This window comes from Streptomyces pseudovenezuelae (assembly GCF_001513955.1).
Lineage (GTDB): Bacteria > Actinomycetota > Actinomycetes > Streptomycetales > Streptomycetaceae > Streptomyces > Streptomyces pseudovenezuelae.
In genome coordinates this window covers 132,939-151,273 of the sequence record NZ_KQ948144.1, presented here as the reverse complement: position 1 = coordinate 151,273, position 18,335 = coordinate 132,939, and the positions used below count along the sequence as shown (strand labels likewise).

General features: G+C 69.0%; 23 protein-coding genes, 1 tRNA gene and 1 riboswitch. Of the genes, 8 read left to right on the top strand and 16 right to left on the bottom strand.

Annotated features, from left to right (window positions below; translation table 11 throughout):
• The first annotated feature begins 69 nt into the window (after nucleotides 1–69).
• The gene (locus tag AQI94_RS00645; RefSeq protein WP_031056772.1) at nucleotides 70–2,484 is read left to right on the top strand and encodes a transglycosylase domain-containing protein; all 2,415 of its coding nucleotides are present in this window, start codon (nucleotides 70–72) and stop codon (nucleotides 2,482–2,484) included.
• Nucleotides 2,485–2,491: 7 nt separating this feature from the next.
• Here AQI94_RS00645 and sugE read toward each other — a convergent pair whose 3' ends face one another.
• The 3 genes from sugE to AQI94_RS00630 all read right to left on the bottom strand — a co-directional run bounded on the left by sugE (nucleotide 2,492) and on the right by AQI94_RS00630 (nucleotide 3,686).
• Complete coding sequence (gene sugE, locus AQI94_RS00640; RefSeq protein ID WP_031056769.1) at nucleotides 2,492–2,812, bottom strand: quaternary ammonium compound efflux SMR transporter SugE; 321 nt, start codon at nucleotides 2,810–2,812, stop codon at nucleotides 2,492–2,494.
• 32 nt (nucleotides 2,813–2,844) lie between these two features.
• Nucleotides 2,845–2,905: riboswitch (guanidine-III (ykkC-III) riboswitch) on the bottom strand.
• A gap of 56 nt (nucleotides 2,906–2,961) precedes the next feature.
• Nucleotides 2,962–3,264, bottom strand: coding sequence for a GroES family chaperonin (locus AQI94_RS00635; RefSeq protein ID WP_202477632.1), 303 nt, complete (start codon nucleotides 3,262–3,264; stop codon nucleotides 2,962–2,964).
• A 92-nt stretch (nucleotides 3,265–3,356) separates the two neighbouring features.
• A complete protein-coding gene (locus tag AQI94_RS00630) occupies nucleotides 3,357–3,686 on the bottom strand; it encodes a DUF3618 domain-containing protein (protein WP_031056766.1) in 330 nt (109 codons plus the stop codon).
• A 93-nt stretch (nucleotides 3,687–3,779) separates the two neighbouring features.
• Between AQI94_RS00630 and bcp the strand changes: the two genes are divergently transcribed.
• From bcp to AQI94_RS00610, 4 genes are all read left to right on the top strand, one after another.
• The gene (bcp, locus tag AQI94_RS00625; protein ID WP_031056763.1) at nucleotides 3,780–4,247 is read left to right on the top strand and encodes a thioredoxin-dependent thiol peroxidase; all 468 of its coding nucleotides are present in this window, start codon (nucleotides 3,780–3,782) and stop codon (nucleotides 4,245–4,247) included.
• A gap of 138 nt (nucleotides 4,248–4,385) precedes the next feature.
• A complete protein-coding gene (locus AQI94_RS00620; RefSeq protein WP_031056761.1) occupies nucleotides 4,386–5,036 on the top strand; it encodes an HNH endonuclease signature motif containing protein in 651 nt (216 codons plus the stop codon).
• Nucleotides 5,033–5,707 carry an HNH endonuclease signature motif containing protein gene (locus AQI94_RS00615; RefSeq protein ID WP_037945048.1) on the top strand — a complete coding sequence of 225 codons (675 nt, stop codon included), beginning with the start codon at nucleotides 5,033–5,035 and terminating at the stop codon, nucleotides 5,705–5,707. Before AQI94_RS00620 ends, AQI94_RS00615 begins: the two co-directional genes overlap by 4 nt.
• A tRNA-Leu gene (locus tag AQI94_RS00610) sits at nucleotides 5,707–5,790 on the top strand. Before AQI94_RS00615 ends, AQI94_RS00610 begins: the two co-directional genes overlap by 1 nt.
• 47 nt (nucleotides 5,791–5,837) lie before the next feature.
• On the opposite strand, the gene rdgB is transcribed toward AQI94_RS00610, so the two are convergent.
• The 4 genes from rdgB to AQI94_RS00590 all read right to left on the bottom strand — a co-directional run bounded on the left by rdgB (nucleotide 5,838) and on the right by AQI94_RS00590 (nucleotide 8,019).
• Nucleotides 5,838–6,440 (bottom strand): RdgB/HAM1 family non-canonical purine NTP pyrophosphatase, encoded by a 603-nt coding sequence (rdgB, locus tag AQI94_RS00605; RefSeq protein ID WP_031056757.1) that lies wholly within the window; start codon nucleotides 6,438–6,440, stop codon nucleotides 5,838–5,840.
• A gap of 11 nt (nucleotides 6,441–6,451) precedes the next feature.
• Nucleotides 6,452–6,856 carry a hypothetical protein gene (locus AQI94_RS00600; protein WP_031056756.1) on the bottom strand — a complete coding sequence of 135 codons (405 nt, stop codon included), beginning with the start codon at nucleotides 6,854–6,856 and terminating at the stop codon, nucleotides 6,452–6,454.
• A 144-nt stretch (nucleotides 6,857–7,000) separates the two neighbouring features.
• Nucleotides 7,001–7,738 carry a ribonuclease PH gene (rph, locus tag AQI94_RS00595; protein ID WP_031056754.1) on the bottom strand — a complete coding sequence of 246 codons (738 nt, stop codon included), beginning with the start codon at nucleotides 7,736–7,738 and terminating at the stop codon, nucleotides 7,001–7,003.
• Nucleotides 7,739–7,785: 47 nt separating this feature from the next.
• The gene (locus AQI94_RS00590) at nucleotides 7,786–8,019 is read right to left on the bottom strand and encodes a glucose PTS transporter subunit EIIB (RefSeq protein ID WP_031056752.1); all 234 of its coding nucleotides are present in this window, start codon (nucleotides 8,017–8,019) and stop codon (nucleotides 7,786–7,788) included.
• A gap of 126 nt (nucleotides 8,020–8,145) precedes the next feature.
• Here AQI94_RS00590 and AQI94_RS00585 point away from each other — a divergent pair, with 126 nt between their 5' ends.
• Both AQI94_RS00585 and AQI94_RS00580 read left to right on the top strand, forming a co-directional pair.
• Nucleotides 8,146–9,438, top strand: coding sequence for a PTS transporter subunit EIIC (locus AQI94_RS00585; protein ID WP_031056750.1), 1,293 nt, complete (start codon nucleotides 8,146–8,148; stop codon nucleotides 9,436–9,438).
• A gap of 103 nt (nucleotides 9,439–9,541) precedes the next feature.
• Nucleotides 9,542–10,795: a PTS transporter subunit EIIC gene (locus AQI94_RS00580; protein WP_031056745.1), complete on the top strand. Its 1,254-nt coding sequence runs from the start codon at nucleotides 9,542–9,544 to the stop codon at nucleotides 10,793–10,795.
• A 71-nt stretch (nucleotides 10,796–10,866) separates the two neighbouring features.
• Here AQI94_RS00580 and AQI94_RS00575 read toward each other — a convergent pair whose 3' ends face one another.
• Complete coding sequence (locus tag AQI94_RS00575; protein ID WP_031056743.1) at nucleotides 10,867–11,619, bottom strand: MBL fold metallo-hydrolase; 753 nt, start codon at nucleotides 11,617–11,619, stop codon at nucleotides 10,867–10,869.
• Between the two features lie 234 nt (nucleotides 11,620–11,853).
• Between AQI94_RS00575 and AQI94_RS00570 the strand changes: the two genes are divergently transcribed.
• Nucleotides 11,854–12,306 carry a type II toxin-antitoxin system PemK/MazF family toxin gene (locus tag AQI94_RS00570; RefSeq protein ID WP_031056740.1) on the top strand — a complete coding sequence of 151 codons (453 nt, stop codon included), beginning with the start codon at nucleotides 11,854–11,856 and terminating at the stop codon, nucleotides 12,304–12,306.
• 7 nt (nucleotides 12,307–12,313) lie between these two features.
• Here AQI94_RS00570 and AQI94_RS00565 read toward each other — a convergent pair whose 3' ends face one another.
• The 8 genes from AQI94_RS00565 to clpS form a co-directional block, all read right to left on the bottom strand.
• The gene (locus tag AQI94_RS00565; RefSeq protein ID WP_031056737.1) at nucleotides 12,314–13,264 is read right to left on the bottom strand and encodes a PLP-dependent cysteine synthase family protein; all 951 of its coding nucleotides are present in this window, start codon (nucleotides 13,262–13,264) and stop codon (nucleotides 12,314–12,316) included.
• Nucleotides 13,265–13,269: 5 nt separating this feature from the next.
• Nucleotides 13,270–13,548 (bottom strand): MoaD/ThiS family protein, encoded by a 279-nt coding sequence (locus tag AQI94_RS00560; RefSeq protein WP_031056734.1) that lies wholly within the window; start codon nucleotides 13,546–13,548, stop codon nucleotides 13,270–13,272.
• 117 nt (nucleotides 13,549–13,665) lie between these two features.
• Nucleotides 13,666–13,761: a putative leader peptide gene (locus AQI94_RS46370; RefSeq protein WP_311717690.1), complete on the bottom strand. Its 96-nt coding sequence runs from the start codon at nucleotides 13,759–13,761 to the stop codon at nucleotides 13,666–13,668.
• Between the two features lie 88 nt (nucleotides 13,762–13,849).
• On the bottom strand, nucleotides 13,850–14,872 hold the full coding sequence (locus tag AQI94_RS00555; protein ID WP_031056731.1) for a LacI family DNA-binding transcriptional regulator: 1,023 nt from the start codon (nucleotides 14,870–14,872) through the stop codon (nucleotides 13,850–13,852).
• A 39-nt stretch (nucleotides 14,873–14,911) separates the two neighbouring features.
• A complete protein-coding gene (locus AQI94_RS00550) occupies nucleotides 14,912–15,334 on the bottom strand; it encodes a Mov34/MPN/PAD-1 family protein (protein ID WP_007382357.1) in 423 nt (140 codons plus the stop codon).
• A 75-nt stretch (nucleotides 15,335–15,409) separates the two neighbouring features.
• Nucleotides 15,410–16,849: an amino acid permease gene (locus AQI94_RS00545; protein WP_031056728.1), complete on the bottom strand. Its 1,440-nt coding sequence runs from the start codon at nucleotides 16,847–16,849 to the stop codon at nucleotides 15,410–15,412.
• Nucleotides 16,850–17,354: 505 nt separating this feature from the next.
• Entirely contained in the window at nucleotides 17,355–17,957 is a 603-nt protein-coding gene (locus AQI94_RS00540) for a DUF2017 domain-containing protein (protein ID WP_031056725.1), read from the bottom strand.
• Nucleotides 17,958–17,998: 41 nt separating this feature from the next.
• Complete coding sequence (gene clpS, locus AQI94_RS00535; RefSeq protein WP_007382360.1) at nucleotides 17,999–18,316, bottom strand: ATP-dependent Clp protease adapter ClpS; 318 nt, start codon at nucleotides 18,314–18,316, stop codon at nucleotides 17,999–18,001.
• Nucleotides 18,317–18,335: the final 19 nt, after the last annotated feature.

Here is an 18,335-nt window from a genome sequence, read left to right as displayed (position 1 = left end):
ACAGGGGACGCAGAACGCGTAAGAGGTCGTACGGGAACGTACGACGCGAAACAGGAGTCCGTGCACGAGATGAGCGACCAGCCGCAGCAGCCGACCGAGGGCTGGGCACCGACAGACCCCCAGGCGCCTGAAGAGCCCGGCGGCAAGAAGAAGGCCAAGCGGCCCAGGCGCACCGGCTGGCGACGGCTGATCCCGACCTGGCGCATGGTGCTGGGCACCTTCGTCCTCGGACTGGTCGCCCTGGCCGGCCTGTTCTTCCTCGGCTACTCCATGGTCAAGATCCCGCCGGCCAACGCGCTCGCCATGAAGCAGACCAACGTCTACCTCTACGCCGACGGCAGCCAGCTCGCCCGCGACGGCGAGGTCAACCGCGAGAACGTCTCCCTCTCGCAGGTCTCCAAGGACGCCCAGCACGCCGTACTGGCCGCCGAGGACCGCGACTTCTACACCGAGTCCGCGATCGACCCCAAGGCCATGCTCCGCGCCGGCTGGAACACCGCCACCGGCAAGGGCAAGCAGTCCGGCTCGACGATCACCCAGCAGTACGTGAAGAACTACTACCTGGCCCAGGAGCAGACCGTCACCCGCAAGGTGAAGGAGTTCTTCATCTCGATCAAGCTGGACCGCACCCAGTCCAAGGACCGGATCCTCGAGGGCTACCTCAACACCAGCTACTTCGGCCGCAACGCCTACGGCATCCAGGCCGCCGCCCAGGCCTACTACGGCAAGGACGCCGTCGACCTCGACCCGGCCCACGCCGCCTACCTCGCCGCCCTGGTCAACGCGCCCAGCGAGTACGACGTCGTCGCCCACCCCGGGAACAAGGCGGCGGCCGAGGCCCGCTGGAACTACGTCCTGGACGGCATGGTCAAGAAGGGCTGGCTGGCCCAGTCCGAGCGCACCGGCCTGAAGTTCCCGATGCCGAAGGAGCAGACCGTCTCCACCGGCCTGTCCGGGCAGCGCGGCTACATCAGGGACGCGGTCGAGGACTACATCCTCACCAACAAGATCCTCACCAAGGACCAGTTGGAGGCGGGCGGCTACCGCATCACCACCACCCTCGACAAGAGCAGGCAGAACGCCTTCGTCAAGGCCGTCGACGACCAGGTGATCAAGAAGCTCGACAAGAAGAACAACAAGGTCGACAACTACGTCCGCGCGGGCGGCGCCTCCGTCGACCCGAAGACCGGCAAGGTCGTCGCCATGTACGGCGGCATCGACTACGTCAAGCAGTACACGAACGGCGCGACCCGGGGCGACTTCCAGGTCGGCTCCATCTTCAAGCCCATCGTGTTCGCCTCCGCCGTCCAGAACCACTCCGAGACCCAGGACGGCGAGCTCATCACCCCCAACACCTACTACGACGGCACCAACAAGCGGCCGGTCGTGGGGTGGAGCGGCGGCTCCTACGCCCCCGAGAACGAGGACCAGGGCTCCTACGGCGACATCACCGTCCGCGAGGCCACCGACAAGTCCGTCAACTCGGTGTACGCGCAGATGGCCGTCGACGTCGGCTCCGACAAGGTCAAGCAGACCGCGATCGACCTGGGCATCCCCTCCGACACCCCGGACCTGACGGCGTCCCCGTCCATCGCGCTGGGCGTGAACACCGCGAGCGTCCTCGACATGGCGGAGGCCTACGCCACCCTCGCCAACCACGGCCGGCACGGCACGTACACGATGATCGACAAGATCACCAAGGACGGTGAGGAGACCGTCGAGCTGCCGCAGAAGCGCACCCGGCAGGCCGTCAGCCGCGAGGCCGCCGACACCACCACCTCGATCCTCCAGAGCGTCGTCGAGAACGGCACCGCCACCGCCGCCCAGGGCGCGGACCGCCCCGCCGCGGGCAAGACCGGCACCGCCGAGGAGGACACCGCGGCCTGGTTCGCCGGCTACACCCCCGAACTCGCCACCGTCGTCTCCGTCATGGGCCAGGACCCGGTGACCGCCGCGCACAAGTCGCTGTACGGCGCGATGGGCCTGGAGCGCGTCAACGGCGGCGGACCGCCCGCCGAGATCTGGGCGCAGTACACCAAGGCCGCCCTCAAGGGGAAGCCGGCCGGTGACTTCGACCTCCAGCTCCAGGAGGGCGCCGAGGAACAGGCCCCGAGCAGCCAGGCCCCCGTCGACCCGACCACGGGCGGCCAGGACGACGGCGGCACCACGGGCGACACCACCGGCGGCCAGGAGACCCCGGGCCGGACCGAAGGGCAGACCCAGGGCCAGACCCAGGGCCAGACCGGGGGCCAGGACAACGGCGGCACCACCACCGGCGGCGACACGACGACGGGCGGGACCACCGGCGGCACCACGGGCGACGGCGGCACGACGACGGGCGGGACCACCGGGGACACCTCCACCGGGGGCGGCACGACCGACGGTGGCACCACAGGCGACGCCACCGGAGGCACCACCGGGGACACACCGAGCGGCGGGGCGACGGGCGGCCAGAACCTGCTGACCACGTCCCGCCGGGAATGACCGTCCCTCAGTGACCCGAGGTCGCCTTCAGCCCCACCACGGCGACCAGCAGCAGGCACACGAAGAAGATCCGCGCGGCGGTGACCGGCTCCCCCAGCACCACCATGCCGAGCACCGCCGCCCCGGCCGCCCCGATCCCGACCCAGACGCCGTAGGCGGTACCGATGGGAAGGGACTTGGCGGCGTACGACAGCAGGATCATGCTGGCGGCGATTCCGGCACCGGTGAGCAGACTCGGCACCAGCCGGGTGAAGCCCTCCGTGTACTTCATGCCGATCGACCAGCCGACCTCCAGCAGACCGGCGACGACGAGCAGAACCCAGGCCATGACGGGCACCTCCGAGACATACGACAGAACGGGCTGCGTCGTCTTTGCCTGTCCCGGTACGGCGCGTCTCGTCGGGCACCTTCGAAGGTAGCAAGGAAACGCCGAAAAGGGCCGGTGACGATGGTCACCGGCCCTTCTCGCCCGCTGTTCTAGAGGTACAGGCCCGTCGAGTCCTCGGAGCCCTCGAACCGGTCGGCCGCCACGGCGTGCAGATCACGCTCCCGCATGAGGACGTAACCCGTCCCGCGCACCTCGACCTCGGCCCGGTCCTCGGGGTCGTACAGCACCCGGTCACCCGGCTCCACGGTCCGTACGTTCTGCCCCACGGCGACCACCTCGGCCCAGGCCAGCCGGCGCCCGACGGCCGCGGTGGCGGGAATGAGGATGCCGCCTCCCGACCGCCGCTCGCCCTCACCGTTCTCCTGCCGCACGAGTACGCGGTCGTGCAGCATCCGGATGGGCAGCTTGTCCTGCGGGGTGTCGTTTCTCTTGGCGCTCACGCCACTGAACCTACCTGTCCTCGACGCCCGTGTACGCGGCCGGGTCAGCCCTTGCGGCGCCGGGTCCCCAGGGCGAGCAGCCCCACGAGTCCCACGGCGACGAGGGCGACCGGCAGGACACGCTCCAGCCGGGGCGCGCCCTCCTCGTCCACGAACTGGGCCTTCACGTCCGTCACGGCCTTGTTCACGGAGACGTACGCCCGCCCCAGCGTGTGGTCGATGTTGGAGACGACCTTGGCCTTGGCGTCACCGACGATCGTCTTCGGGTGCACCCGCACCCCGATCTCGTCGAGCGTGTCTGCCAGCACCTCGCGGCGGCGCTTGATGTCCGCCTCGATCTGCGCCGGGGTTCTGGTGTCCGACGTGTCCGCCACGGTAGAGCCTCCGGGTTCGCTTCTGCTTGTCCTGGACAGTCTGTCAGTTCCGCCCGCCACCGCACTGTCAGGACCCCCGGTTACGCTGACCCAATGAGCGAGCGACTCCAGCCCGGGGACGTGGCCCCCGCCTTCACCCTGCCCGACGCCGACGGCAACGACGTGTCCCTCTCCGCCCACAAGGGCCGCAAGGTCATCGTCTACTTCTACCCGGCCGCCCTGACCCCCGGCTGCACGAAGCAGGCCTGCGACTTCACCGACAACCTGGAGGTGCTGGCCGGCGCGGGCTACGACGTCCTCGGCATCTCCCCGGACGCCCCGGAGAAGCTGGCGAAGTTCCGCGAGAAGGAATCCCTCAAGGTCACCCTCCTCGCCGACCCCGAGAAGACCGTCACCGAGGCCTACGGCGCCTACGGCGAGAAGAAGAACTACGGCAAGACCTACATGGGCGTCATCCGCTCCACGATCGTCGTCGACGAGGAGGGCAAGGTCGAACGCGCCCTGTACAACGTCCGCGCGACGGGCCACGTAGCAAAGATCATCAAGGACCTGGGCATCTGAACTCCTCGGCTCCCCTGCCGAACGGCCCGCACCGAATGCCGGTGCGGGCCGCTTCCCGTTCCGGGCGTGACTGTCCGATAAACGATTCGTTACCCCGTACGAGGCCGCGAACGTGTGGTCGGGAACGGAGGGGGTCCGGTGGGGGCCAGTGCGTACACGAAGGAGCGGCTGGAGGCGGCGGCTCGGGGGGCTCGGACGTTGTCGGAGGCGTGTCAGAGGTTGGGGGTGGATCCAAAGGGCTGGAAGCGGCGGTACGTCCACGAACGGATGAAGAAGCTCGGGGTGGACGTCTCGCACCTCGAGCGTGAGGGTGCCAAGTGGACGCGGGACATCCTTGAGCCGGTGGTCGCGGCGTCGACGAGCGTCAATGACGTCCTGCGCCGACTCGGGCTGGAACCGGTCGGCGGCCACCACGCCAACATCTCTCGGCGCATCAAGGCCTACGGCATCGACATCTCGCACTTCACGCCGGTGGTGCGCACGGAACGGCAGCGGTACAACCAGCGCCGCCGGACAGCCGAGGAGATCCTCGTCGAGGACAACTCGGCAGTCGCACGCCGCGTGCCGGGCAGCCGCCTCAAGCGGGCGATGAGCGCGCAGGGCGTGGAGGAGTGCTGCGCCATGTGCGGGATCGAAGGGGTCTGGCTCGGCGAGCCGCTCTCCCTCGAGGTCGACCACATCGACGGCAACTGGCGGGACAACCGCGTCGAGAACCTGCGGCTGCTGTGCCCCAACTGCCACTCGACGACGGACAGTTACCGAGGGCGCGGCAAGGGCAGGGCTTCATGAGCAGCAGCATGCGGTACACCCGGGAACGGCTGGCTGAAGCCGCCGCTCGGTGTTCCGACCTCGACGGGGTCATCACCTTCTTCGAAACTCAGCCCTACGGCCATCTGCGCACGTATCTCGCCGGGCGATTCGCCCACTTCGACATCGACATCTCGCACTTCCGCCCCTGCGGCAGGTCCGCGCGGCCCACCCGCGACGAGCTACGTGCGGTGGTTGCCGACTCGACCTCCATGGCGGAGGTGCTGCGTCGCCTCGGCCGCACGGACACCGGTGCGCAGCGACAGAAGCTGCGCCAGTGGATCGCCGACGATCACCTCGGGACGGACCACTTCCTTGGACAGGCACACCAGCGAGGCAGACCGGCGCCGAACTCCAAGCGCCCCGAGGACGTTCTGGTACGGCACCAGGGCACCCACCGGACGGCGACGAAGCGCCTGCGCCGGGCGCTGGGCGCGGTCGGGGTTCCTGAGGAATGCGCCAGGTGCGGAGTCGGCCCTGTGTGGTGGGGCAAGCCCATGACCCTGGAGGTCGACCACATCAACGGCGATTGGCGCGACGACCGGCGGGAGAACCTGCGGCTGTTGTGCCCCAACTGCCACGCGATCACCAGCACCTGGTGCAGGGGAGGCCGAAAGCGGGGAGCGGCTCCCGGTACGATGGCAGGCGGCTAGCGGCGGTGGCGCAACGGCGACGCAGCAGGTTTAGGTCCTGTGGCCCCTGATCGGGCTTGAGGGTTCGAATCCCTTCCGCCGCACATGAACGGCCTGCGAATCGAAGCATCGACGCGCAGGCCGTTCTGCATCATCCCAACAGCTCCCGCACCACCGGCACCAGCGCCCGGAACGCCTTCCCCCGGTGGCTGATCGCGTTCTTCTCCTCCGCTGACATCTCGGCGCATGTGCGGGTCTCGCCGTCCGGCTGGAGGATCGGGTCGTAGCCGAAGCCGTTCGTGCCGGTGGGGGTGTGGCGGAGCAGGCCCCGGAGCTGTCCCTCGACCACGCGCTCCGTGCCGTCCGGCAGGGCGAGGGCGGCGGCGCAGGCGAAGTGGGCGGCGCGATGTTCGTCGGCGATGTCGGAGAGCTGGGCGAGGAGCAGGTCCAGGTTGGCCTGGTCGTCGCCGTGGCGTCCCGACCAGCGGGCGGAGAAGATGCCCGGGGCGCCGTTGAGGACGTCGACGCAGAGGCCGGAGTCGTCGGCCACGGCGGGCAGGCCCGTGGCGCGGGCCAGGGCGTGGGCCTTCAGGAGGGCGTTCTCGGCGAAGGTGACGCCGGTTTCCTTGACGTCGGGGATCTCCGGGTACGCGTCCGCGCCGACGAGGTCGAAGGGCAGACCTGCGTCGGCGAGGATCGCGTGGAGCTCGGTGATTTTGCCGGCGTTGCGGGTGGCGAGGATCAGGCGGGTCATGCGCACCAGTATTACGGCGTGCAGACCTTGGTCAGTTCGCCGGCGGCGTCGGTGACGGGGCTCAGGTCGGGGGTCTCGTCGCCGTTCTTGACGGCCGTACGGACGTTTGACACGGCCTGGTCGAGGTGGTCGACCGCCTGGTTGACGTCGGTGTTGTCGGTCTTGTCGCCGATCTCGTCGAGGTTCTGGTCGATGGCGGCGAGGGACTCGTCGATCTGGGTCGGGTCGTTCGAGGCGTTCTCCACGGCCTGCTGGAGGTCGGTGACGCTGTCGGCGACGGCCTCGGCGGTCTGGACGCAGTCCAGGGCCTTGTTGACGGCGTCGCAGCCGGTGGTGAGGCCGGCTGTGAGTGCCACGGCGGCCACCGCGGCGGCGAGGGTGATACGGCGACTACGGCGGCGTCGGCTCGCGGCCATGGATCTGTTCCTCCTCGTGGCAGGCCTCGGGGGCCCCCGTTGACTGGACGGGCGCCCGTTGTGCACAGCGGGCGCCCGTACTCCCGAAGACGCCGGGACGGCCGGTCGGGTTGCGCGCGCCGGCCGCCGTTCTTGGCGGTCCCTTTACCTTTCGAGGACCGTATCAAGTGCCTTGCTCTGTACGGCGGTGAGTTCGGAGCAGCCCAGGACGGCGAGGTCGAGGAGGGAGTTGAGTTCGTCGCGGGCGAAGGGCTCGGCCTCGGCGGTGCCCTGGACCTCGACGAAGCGGCCGTCGCCGGTGCAGACGACGTTCATGTCGGTCTCGGCGCGGACGTCCTCCTCGTAGCAGAGGTCGAGGAGGGGTGTGCCGCCGACGATGCCGACGGAGACCGCGCTCACGGTTCCGGTCAGCGGTCGGCGGCCGGCCTTGATCAGTTTCTTGCCCTGGGCCCAGGCGACGGCGTCGGCGAGGGCGACGTAGGCGCCTGTGATGGCGGCCGTGCGGGTGCCGCCGTCGGCCTGCAGGACGTCGCAGTCGAGGACGATGGTGTTCTCGCCGAGTGCCTTGTAGTCGATCACCGCGCGCAGGGAGCGGCCGATGAGGCGGCTGATCTCGTGCGTGCGGCCGCCGATCTTGCCGCGGACGGATTCGCGGTCGCCGCGGGTGTTGGTGGCGCGGGGCAGCATGGAGTACTCGGCGGTGACCCAGCCCTCGCCGCTGCCCTTGCGCCAGCGGGGGACGCCTTCGGTGACGGAGGCGGTGCAGAAGACCTTGGTGTCGCCGAAGGAGACGAGGACGGAGCCTTCGGCGTGCTTGCTCCAGCCGCGTTCGATGGTGACCGGGCGGAGTTGTTCGGGGGTGCGGCCGTCGATTCGAGACATGGCGTCGAGCCTATCGGCCTCCCGGGTGGGTCTTCGGCGTGCTCAGCTCACATCATGTCCTCGATCTCGGCGGCGATCGGGTCGGCGTCCGTGCCGATGACGACCTGGATCGCGGTGCCCATCTTGACGACGCCGTGGGCGCCGGCGGCCTTGAGGGCGGCCTCGTCGACGAGGGCGGCGTCGTGGACCTCGGTGCGCAGGCGCGTGATGCAGCCCTCGATCTCGTCGATGTTGTCGATGCCGCCGAGTCCGGCGACGATCTTCTCTGCCTTGGTGGCCATGTCGTTCTCCTCCTGCACAGTTGGCCCAACTTCGCGGGCGATCGCGCTGTCCGTACCGAAAGATGACGTCACAGCAACCAATCGTCCGTGACTGGTCTACACCACCCGACAGGCGGTCGCCAACTGATGAGTTCGGAGACGGAGATCTCACCCGCACGCCGGCGCTGGCAGTCGGCGTTCCAGGGGTTGCAGAAGATGGGCCGCAGTCTTCAGCTGCCTATCGCGGTGCTGCCGGCGGCGGGCATCCTCAACCGGCTCGGGCAGCCGGACGTGTTCGGGGACGACGGTCTGGGGTGGACGGACGTCTCCAAGGTGATGGCGGGGGCGGGCGGGGCGCTGCTCGACGGTCAGCTGGGGCTGCCGCTGCTGTTCTGTGTGGGTGTGTCGATCGGGATGGCGAAGAAGGCGGACGGGTCGACGGCGTTGGCGGCGGTGGCCGGATTCCTTGTCTACTACTCGGTGTTGAGGCAGTTTCCGGAGGACTGTCCGAGCGGGGCGAAGGCCGTGCAGGGCATCGGGTGCCAGGCGACGGTGGACCAGACGGTGGTGGCGTTCACCTATCAGAACCCGGGGGTGTTCGGCGGCATCGTGATGGGGCTGCTGACGGCGTACTTCTGGCAGCGGTACCACCGTACGAAGCTGGTGGACTGGCTCGGGTTCTTCAACGGGCGGCGGCTGGTGCCGATCATCATGGCGTTCGTGGCGATCGTGTTCGCGGCGCTGTGTCTGTGGGTGTGGCCGCCGATCGGTGACGGTCTGGAGAGCTTCAGCGACTGGCTGAATGACGCGGGGGCATGGGGTTCGGGGCTGTTCGGTGTCGCGAACCGGGCGTTGCTGGTGATCGGGCTGCACCAGTTCCTGAACGTGCCCATCTGGTTCCAGTTCGGGACGTACACCAAGCCGGACGGCACCGAGGTGCACGGTGACATCAACATGTTCCTGGCGGGCGACCCGAACGCGGGGCAGTTCACCTCGGGGTTCTTCCCGATCATGATGTTCGCGCTGCCGGCGGCGGCGCTGGCGATGACGCACTGCGCGAAACCGGAGCGGCGCAAGGAGGTGGGCGGGCTGATGCTGTCGGTCGCGCTGACCTCGTTCGTGACGGGGATCACCGAGCCGATCGAGTACTCGTTCCTGTTCATCGCGCCGCTGCTGTACGTGGTGCACGCGGTGCTGACGGGGGTGTCGATGGCGGTGACCTGGGGGCTGGGGGTGCACGACGGCTTCAGCTTCTCGGCCGGTCTCATCGACTACGTCATCAACTGGAACCTCGCGACGAAGCCCTGGGCGATCATCCCGATCGGCCTGTGCTTCGCGGCCGTCTACTACGTGATCTTCCGGTTCGCGATCACCCGGTTCGACCTGAGGACGCCGGGCAGGGAGCCCGAGGAGGAGGTCGAGGACGTCACCAAAGTGTAGTCCTCCGGTTGCAGAACTGACGGGTTCCTTATAACGCCCCCATCGTGTACAACAGGTCTACACCACTGAGTGGTGTAGACCACCACCCGATGGAGGAAGCGTCATGAGCACCGCCACCGAGACAGCGGCGGCCCCCGCCAAGAAGCGGGGAGCCGGTCTTGTCCAAGGCCTGCAGAAGGTCGGCCGAAGCCTGCAGCTCCCGATCGCCGTGTTGCCGGCGGCGGGGATCCTGCTCCGGTTCGGCCAGCCCGATGTGTTCGGCAAGGACGGCTTCGGCTGGGACAAGGTCGCGTCCGTGTTCGCCACCGCCGGTGGCGCGATCTTCGACAACCTGCCGCTGCTGTTCTGTATCGGTGTCGCCATCGGCTTCGCCAAGAAGTCCGACGGCTCCACCGCGCTGGCCGCCGTGGTCGGTTTCCTGGTCTACAGCAACGTGCTGAAGGCCTTCCCGGTGACCGAGGCGAAGGTTCAGGCCGGCGCGGACATAGCCGCGACCTACAACAACCCCGGTGTCCTCGGCGGCATCATCATGGGTCTGCTGTCCGCCGTGCTGTGGCAGCGCTTCCACCGCACCAAGCTGGTGGACTGGCTCGGCTTCTTCAACGGCCGCCGCCTGGTGCCGATCATCATGGCCTTCGTCGGCACCCTCATGGGCGTCTTCTTCGGTCTGGTCTGGGAGCCGATCGGCGAGGTCATCTCCAACTTCGGTGAGTGGATGACCGGACTCGGCGCCTTCGGTGCGGGGCTGTTCGGTCTGATCAACCGCGCGCTGATCCCCATCGGCATGCACCAGTTCGTGAACTCCGTCGCCTGGTTCCAGATCGGCGACTTCAAGGACGCCACAGGCGCCGTCGTCCATGGCGACCTGACCCGCTTCTTCGCCGGTGACCCGACGGCCGGTCAGTTCATGGCGGGCTTCTTCCCGATCATGATGTTCGGTCTGCCGGCCGCCGCGATCGCGATCGCCCACTCCGCCCGCCCCGAGCGCCGCAAGGCCGTGATGGGCATGATGATCTCGCTCGCGCTGACCTCCTTCGTGACGGGTGTGACCGAGCCGATCGAGTTCTCGTTCATGTTCATCGCGCCGGTGCTCTACGCGATCCACGCGGTCCTGACCGCACTCTCCATGGCGGTGACCTGGGCGCTCGGCGTCCACGCCGGCTTCACCTTCTCGGCGGGCGCCATCGACTACGGGCTGAACTGGAACCTGGCCACCAAGCCATGGCTGATCATCCCGATCGGGCTGGTCTTCGGCGCGATCTACTACGCCGTCTTCCGCTTCGCCATCGTCAAGTTCAACCTCCCCACCCCCGGCCGTGAGCCCGAGGAAGAGGTCGAGGACCTCACGAAGGCGTAGAGCCGCCGTACCGCATGCGAAGGCCCCCGGAGTCCTGAACCTCTCCGGGGGCCTTCGTCATGTCGTAGGGGCTAGATCTCGTACGACTGCCTCGGCGTCGCCAGGGACACCGGGCCGTCGAAGACCGCGCGCGCGTCGGCGAGGTTGACCTGGGGGTCGGTCCACGGGGGGATGTGGGTGAGGACCAGGCGGCGGGCGCCTGCCCGGGTCGCGGTCTCACCCGCCTCGCGGCCGTTGAGGTGCAGGTCGGGGATGCTCTCCTTGCCGTGCGTGAAGGCGGCCTCGCACAGGAACAGGTCGGTGTCGCGGGCGAGTTCGGTCAGGGCCGGGCTGAGACCCGTGTCGCCGGAGTACGTCAGGGACTTCCCGCCGTGCTCGACGCGGATGCCGTACGCCTCCACCGGGTGCGCCACTCGCTCCGTGTGGACCGTGAACGGGCCGATGTCGAAGGTGGACGGCTTGACCGTGTGGAAGTCGAAGACCTCGCTCATGGAGGAGGCGGTGGGGGTGTCGGCGTAGGCCGTGGTCAGACGGTGTTCGGTGCCTTCGGGGCCGTAGACCGGGAGGGGGTCGCAGCGGCCGCCGTCGTGGCGGTAGTAGCGCGCGACGAAGTACGCGCACATGTCGATGCAGTGGTCGGCGTGCAGATGGCTGAGGAAGATCGCGTCGAGGTCGTAGAGACCGCAGTGGCGCTGCAGCTCGCCAAGGGCACCATTGCCCATGTCGAGAAGCAGCCGGAAGCCGTCGGCCTCGACGAGGTAGCTCGAGCAGGCCGATTCCGCGGACGGGAACGACCCCGAGCAGCCGACGACGGTGAGCTTCATAAAACAGAAACCTCCGCTGGCGGGAACTTTTCTGGGATGGGAACGGGGGTCGTGCGGTCCGTCGAGCGTAAGGCGCAAAACCTCCGGTCGCTCCTCCGCCAAGGGCCGTTGTGGGCGAACTCACCTGTGGTGTCACCGGTTCGGCTGGACCAGGGGCGTATGGGGAGTGAGAGAGGGATCACGGGTTACGCAGAGGGCGCGCGGGGCAGATCGCGCGCCGGTACCGTCGTCTGCATGGACACGTCCTGGTGGCTCGCGCTCGCTGCGATGGTGCTGCTCGCGCTGGTCGCCACGCTCGTCGACGGGTGGGGGCGGGGGCACCGGCCGCGGAGACGCGCGGACCGTACGACTGGGCCGTCCGGGCGTACGACGGGAGGACGGCCGCGGCCCGCCGAGATCTGGTGGGCGCAGGTGCCGTACGAGGACGGGCCGGGGGCCAAGGACCGACCGTGCCTGGTGCTGGCGGTGCACGGCCGCCGGGTCACCGTCGCGAAGATCACCAGCAGGTACCACGACGGGCGGGCCGGGGTGATCCCGCTGCCTCCGGGCTCGGTGGGCGACGCCCAGGGACGCGCGAGCTTCCTGGAGACGGACGAGCTGCGGCAGGTACCGGTGGGGGACTTCCGGCGCAGAGCGGGGGTGGTGGACCCGGTCCTGTGGGACCAGGTCCGTCACCTGGCGACCTAGCGGGAGGTCAGGCCCAGAGCTGGCCCTGCAGGGTCTCGATCGCTTCCTCTGTCGTGGCCGCGGTGTAGACGCCGGTGGACAGGTATTTCCAGCCGCCGTCGGCCACGACGAACACGATGTCGGCGGACTCCCCCGCCTTCAGCGCCTTGTTGCCGACGCCGATCGCCGCGTGCAGGGCGGCGCCGGTGGAGACGCCCGCGAAGATGCCCTCCTGCTGGAGGAGCTCGCGGGTGCGGGTGACCGCGTCGGCGGAGCCGACGGAGAAACGGGTGGTCAGCACCGAGGCGTCGTACAGCTCCGGGACGAAGCCCTCGTCCAGGTTCCTGAGCCCGTAGACCAGGTCGTCGTAGCGCGGCTCGGCGGCGACGATCTTCACGTCCGGCCTGTGCTCGCGCAGGTAGCGGCCGACGCCCATCAGGGTGCCGGTGGTGCCGAGGCCCGCGACGAAGTGGGTGACCGAGGGGAGGTCGGCGAGGATCTCCGGGCCGGTGGTCGCGTAGTGGGCGCCCGCGTTGTCCGGGTTGCCGTACTGGTAGAGCATCACCCAGTCGGGGTGCTCGGCGGACAGCTCCTTGGCGACCCGTACGGCGGTGTTGGAGCCGCCCGCGGCCGGGGACGAGATGATCTCGGCACCCCACATGGCGAGCAGGTCCCGGCGCTCCTGCGAGGTGTTCTCGGGCATCACGCAGACGATCCGGTAGCCCTTGAGCTTCGCGGCCATCGCCAGCGAGATGCCGGTGTTGCCGGAGGTGGGTTCCAGGATGGTGCAGCCCGGGGTGAGCCGGCCGTCCTTCTCCGCCTGCTCGATCATGTGCAGGGCGGGGCGGTCCTTGACCGAGCCGGTCGGGTTGCGGTCCTCCAGCTTCGCCCAGATACGGACGTCGGCGGACGGCGAGAGCCGCGGCAGGCGCACCAGAGGGGTGTTGCCCACCGCGGCCAGCGGGGAGTCGTAACGCATCGACGTCAGGCCATGCCGCCGGCGACGGCCGGCAGGATCGTGACGTTGTCGCCGTCGGCGAGCTTGGTGTTGATGCCGTCGAGGAAGCGAACGTCCTCGTCGTTCAGGTAGACGTTGACGAAGCGGCGCAGCTCACCGCCGTCCACGATGCGGGCCTGGACGCCCGCATGCCGGGTCTCCAGGTCGGCGAAGAGCTCGGCGAGGGTGTTCCCGTTGCCCTCCACCGCCTTCTGGCCGTCGGTGTAGGTGCGGAGGATGGTCGGGATGCGGACCTCGATGGCCATGGCTCAGGGCTCCTGTCGGATGGTGTCTGGTCGGTGGGCGCGCGGCAGCGCTGGTACCGCAGGTCGTGCGTGTGTCAGGCGCCGCGGCTCACGGCCGTACGGCGGCAGGGGGCAGCGTCAACAGATGGCGCTGGCGAGCCTGCACAGGTCGACGTGCAGCCGCGCCACGAGCAGGCTGCCCGGCGTCTTCTCGCTCACGTCGTAAGAAACCATGGGGTCATCGTATCGATTCCCGGTCCGGGTCCCGGAGTGTGATCCCACCATGCGGACGGAATCCGCCCGCTCACTGAGATCGGGCAGCTCAGGCGGAGGCCCTGACCACCAGTCTGGTCGGTACGACCACCGAGGGCGGCGGTGCGGGCCGGTCGAAGAGGAGGCGGGCCATGAGCCGCCCCGTCCGCTCCACGTCCTGGTGCACCGTGGTCAGCGGCGGGTCCGTCGACTCGCTGATCGCGGTGAGGTCGTCGAAGCCGATGACCGCGACGTCCTCGGGGACCCGGCGGCCGCACGCGCGCAGGGTGCGCAGCGCGCCCGCGGCCATGAGGTCGGAGGCGACGAAGACGGCGTCGAGGCCGGGGCACCGGTCGAGCAGGGCGGCCATGGCGTCGGCGCCGCCCTGCTCGGTGTAGTCGGCGCGTTCGGTCAGCTCGGGCGGGGCGTCGGGAAGGACGTCCTGGTAGCCGGCGAGCCGTTCGGCGGCGGAGTCCTCCTGGTCGTAGGGCCCGGTGACGGTCGCGATCCTCGTGCGGCCCCGGGAGACGAGGTGCTGGACGGCCTGCCGGGCTCCCCCGCGGTTGTCGCCGTCGACGTGGGCGTGGGCGTGCGCGGTGTCGCCGTCGCGCGGCAGGGGGCGGCCGCCGAAGACGACCGGGATGTCGAGCCGGTCGGCCAACTCATGGAGCCGGTCGCCGGGGCGCAGGGAGAACAGCACGGCGCCGTCGACATGGCCGCCGCCGAGGTAGTCGGCGACGCGGGCGTGGTCGTCGGGTTCGTCCAGGAACAGCAGGACGGCCTGGGCACCGTGCCCGGCGAGTTCGCGGCGCACTCCGCGCAGCAGGCAGTCGAAGAACGGGTCGAGGAAGAGGCGGTTCTGCGGCTGACTGGCGACCACGGCGACGGCGCCGGTGCGTCGGGTGACGAGTTGACGGGCCGCCTGGTTGGGCACGTAGCCGAGTTCGGCGATGACCTCGCGGACCTGCTCGACGACCTCCGCGCGCACTTTCGGCTCGCCGTTGATCACCCGTGACACCGTGGACTTCGACACCCCCGAGCGGCGCGCGACATCCTCCAGGGTGGGCCGTCGTCCGTGCGTGTGCGAGGTCAACACCCTCTCCGATACGGGAAGTCGGTCGTCCCCGCGAGCCTAGTACGCCGCGACGATCTTCACGTCCTCCTCGGTGACCTCGCCGTCGACGATCCGGTAGGAGCGGAACTGGAAGTCGCCGAGGCCGTCGGTGTCGGCCGTGGAGACGAGGACGTAGTGGGCGCCGGGCTCGTTGGCGTAGGAGATGTCCGTGCGGGACGGGTAGGCCTCGGTCGCGGTGTGGGAGTGGTAGATGACCACCGGCTCCTCGTCGCGGTCGTCCATCTCGCGGTACAGCTTGAGCAGGTCACCGGAGTCGAACTCGTAGAACGTGGGCGACATGGCGGCGTTGAGCATGGGGATGAAGCGCTCGGGGCGGTCCGACCCGGCCGGGCCCGCGACGACTCCGCACGCCTCGTCGGGGTGGTCCTTGCGCGCGTGCGCGACGATCTGGTCGACGAGGGCCTGGGTGATGGTCAGCATGCCGAAAGGATAAGCAGAGGGCCGCCCCGTACCGAGGGTCGGTACGGGACGGCCCACATGCCGGACTTACCGGCTTCAGACCTTCTCGAGCTCGGGCTCGCGCCGGTCCGCGATCCCCGGGTTCCGGGTCTTCAGGACGGCCCAGCCGATGCCCAGCGCGGCGGCCCATCCGGCCATCACGTACAGACACACGCGCGAGTCGGCGTCGTAGGCGATCAGGCAGGTGACGAAGAGCAGGAACACGATCGCGATCCAGCTGCCGACCGAGCCGCCGGGTGCCGGGAAGGAGGAGGCGGGCAGGCGGCCCGCCACGACCTCGCGGCGGTAGCGCACATGGCTGATCAGGATCATCAGCCAGGTCCAGATGCCGGCGGCGGTCGCGACCGAGACGACGTATCCGAAGGCCTTCTCCGGCACGACGTAGTTCAGCACCACGCCGATGCCCATGAAGAGCACGGAGACGGTGATGGCCAGCGCCGGGGTGCGCGTCACCGAGAGCTTGTTGAAGGCCTGCGGGGCCTCTCCGCTGTCGGCGAGGGTGCGCAGCATGCGGCCCGTGGAGTACATGCCGGAGTTGCAGGAGGACAGGGCCGCGGTGAGGACGACGAAGTTGACGATGCCGGCGCCCGCGGGGATGCCGATCACGGCGAAGGCCTTCACGAAGGGGCTGACGCCCGCCGCGAACTCGGTCCACTTCACCACGCACAGGATGACGGTGAGGGCGCCGACGTAGAAGAGGCCGATCCGCCAGGGCAGGGTGTTGATCGCCTTGGGGAGGGTCTTCTCGGGGTTCTCGGACTCACCCGCGGTGACGCCGACCAGCTCGACGGCGAGGTAGGCGAACATCACGCCCTGCAGGGTCATCAGGGACGAGCCGACGCCCTTGGGGAAGAAGCCGTCGAAGGCCCAGAGGTTGGACACCGCGGCGGTGTCGCCGGCCGCGCTGAAGCCGAAGGTGAGGACGCCGAGGCCGATCACGATCATGCCGATCAGGGCGGTGACCTTGATCATCGAGAACCAGAACTCGATCTCGCCGAACAGCTTCACCGAGATCAGGTTGGCCACGAACAGGACGACCAGGAAGACCAGGGCCGTCGTCCACTGGGGGACGGCCGGGAACCAGTAGTTGACGTAGATCGCGGCGGCGGTGAGTTCCGCCATGCCGGTGACGACCCACAGCAGCCAGTACGTCCAGCCGGTGAAGTAGCCGAAGAACGGGCCGAGGAACTCGCGGGAGTACTCCGCGAAGGAGCCCGAGACCGGGCGGTAGAGCAGCAGCTCGCCGAGTGCCCGCATGATGAAGAAGATGATCACGCCTGCGACGGCGTACATGAGGATGAGGCTCGGACCGGCCTTGGCGATGTTCGCCCCGGCGTTGAGGAAGAGGCCGACGCCGATGGCGCCGCCGATCGCGATCATCTGGACCTGGCGGCTGCCGAGTCCGCGCTCGTACCCCTCTTCGGAGGTCTTCTCCGAGCCTGAGCCCGTGCCTGTGTCGACCTGAGCGGAGGTCATGTGTGTGGTGCGCCTTTCTCCATGCCGACCCCGGCCTTCGTCGGCCGCGGACCGGATCTCGATCCCCCCGGATTGATGGAGTGAGCGGGCTCGGGGACGTCCGGGTGCGCTCCCGCGTCGTTCGGTGCGTGCTCTCGGCGTGCCGGACGAAGTCCTTCGTGGCGGAGCCACGTGGGGCTTTGGCCGGTGCGGCGAGAGTGCGTGCCGGGCGGTGTGGGGGCGTGCTCGGGCGTTTCCGGGTCCGCTGAGCCTGGCCGGCGGTTGCCGGCTCGGTGGCGCACCCGGCCGAACATACGGGTGGTGTTCGCCGGGCGGTCGTGAAGATTTATCACGGCCGCAACACTGATCGCCTGGGCGGGATGTGGCGCGCGTCACAGGGAGAAGCGGACAAAGAACACCCTTGGCGGGCATAGGCGGCCATCACGGTGACGTGATCGTTATCCGGATTTGAGCGTCCTCTGAGCGAACACATCATCCTCAAAAGCGAGCACGAAAACGCCACATCTCATGGCATAAGGGTGGTCACGAGGGTCTCCTGGAGGCCCCCCAGCCACAGGTACGCCATCACCATCGGCTTGCGGGGGTCCTCGTCCGGGAGCCGGTAGAGGAGGTCGGTGTCCTCCTCGTCGGTGATGTCGAGGCGGGAGCCGATCGCGAGCCGCAGGTCGTTGAGGGCGCCGAGCCACTGCCGGGACTCATCGGTCGACAGCTTGAGGACCGCCCCGCCGTCGCCCCCGGAACGCAGCGCGTCCAGCGAGCGGACCACCGCGAGGGCGTTCTCGCGCTTGCCGGCCCGCAGGTCGTTCTCGGTGTAGCGGCGGAACTCCGAGGAGTACTCCCGCTGCTCCTCGGCCTGCTCCGCCTGCGGAGTGCCCTCGGGGTCGCTGTAGGCGTCCGGGAACAGCCGCTTGAGCACCGGGTCGGACGGCGGCTCGCTCGGGCCGTCCGCGAAGAGCTCCGCGAGCGGGTCGTCGGGCGCGTCCTCGGCGGGTCCGGGACCGATGAGTTCCAGGAGCTGGACGGCCAGCGACCGGATGATGGAGATCTCGACGTCGTCGAGGGCGACGGCCGCGCCGCCGCCGGGAAGCGGTTCGAAGGTTCCGGGCATCAGGGATTGTCGCTACTTCCGGTCCTGCGGGCGGGGTCGGGTCATTTCCGGTCCTGCTGGAGGGTGGCCCACAGGCCGTAGCCGTGCATGGCCTGCACGTCGCGTTCCATCTCCTCGCGGGATCCGCTGGAGACGACCGCCCGGCCCTTGTGGTGGACGTCGAGCATCAGCTTGGTGGCCTTGTCCTTCGAGTACCCGAAGTACGTCTGGAAGACGTAGGTCACGTAGCTCATGAGGTTGACCGGGTCGTTGTGGACGATCGTGACCCAGGGGACGTCCGGCTCGGGTACGGCGAAGACCTCCTCCGCCGACTCGGTGCGTTCGATCTCTACGGGAGCGGGTGACGTCACACGGCCCATGCTGCCACGCACCCCACAA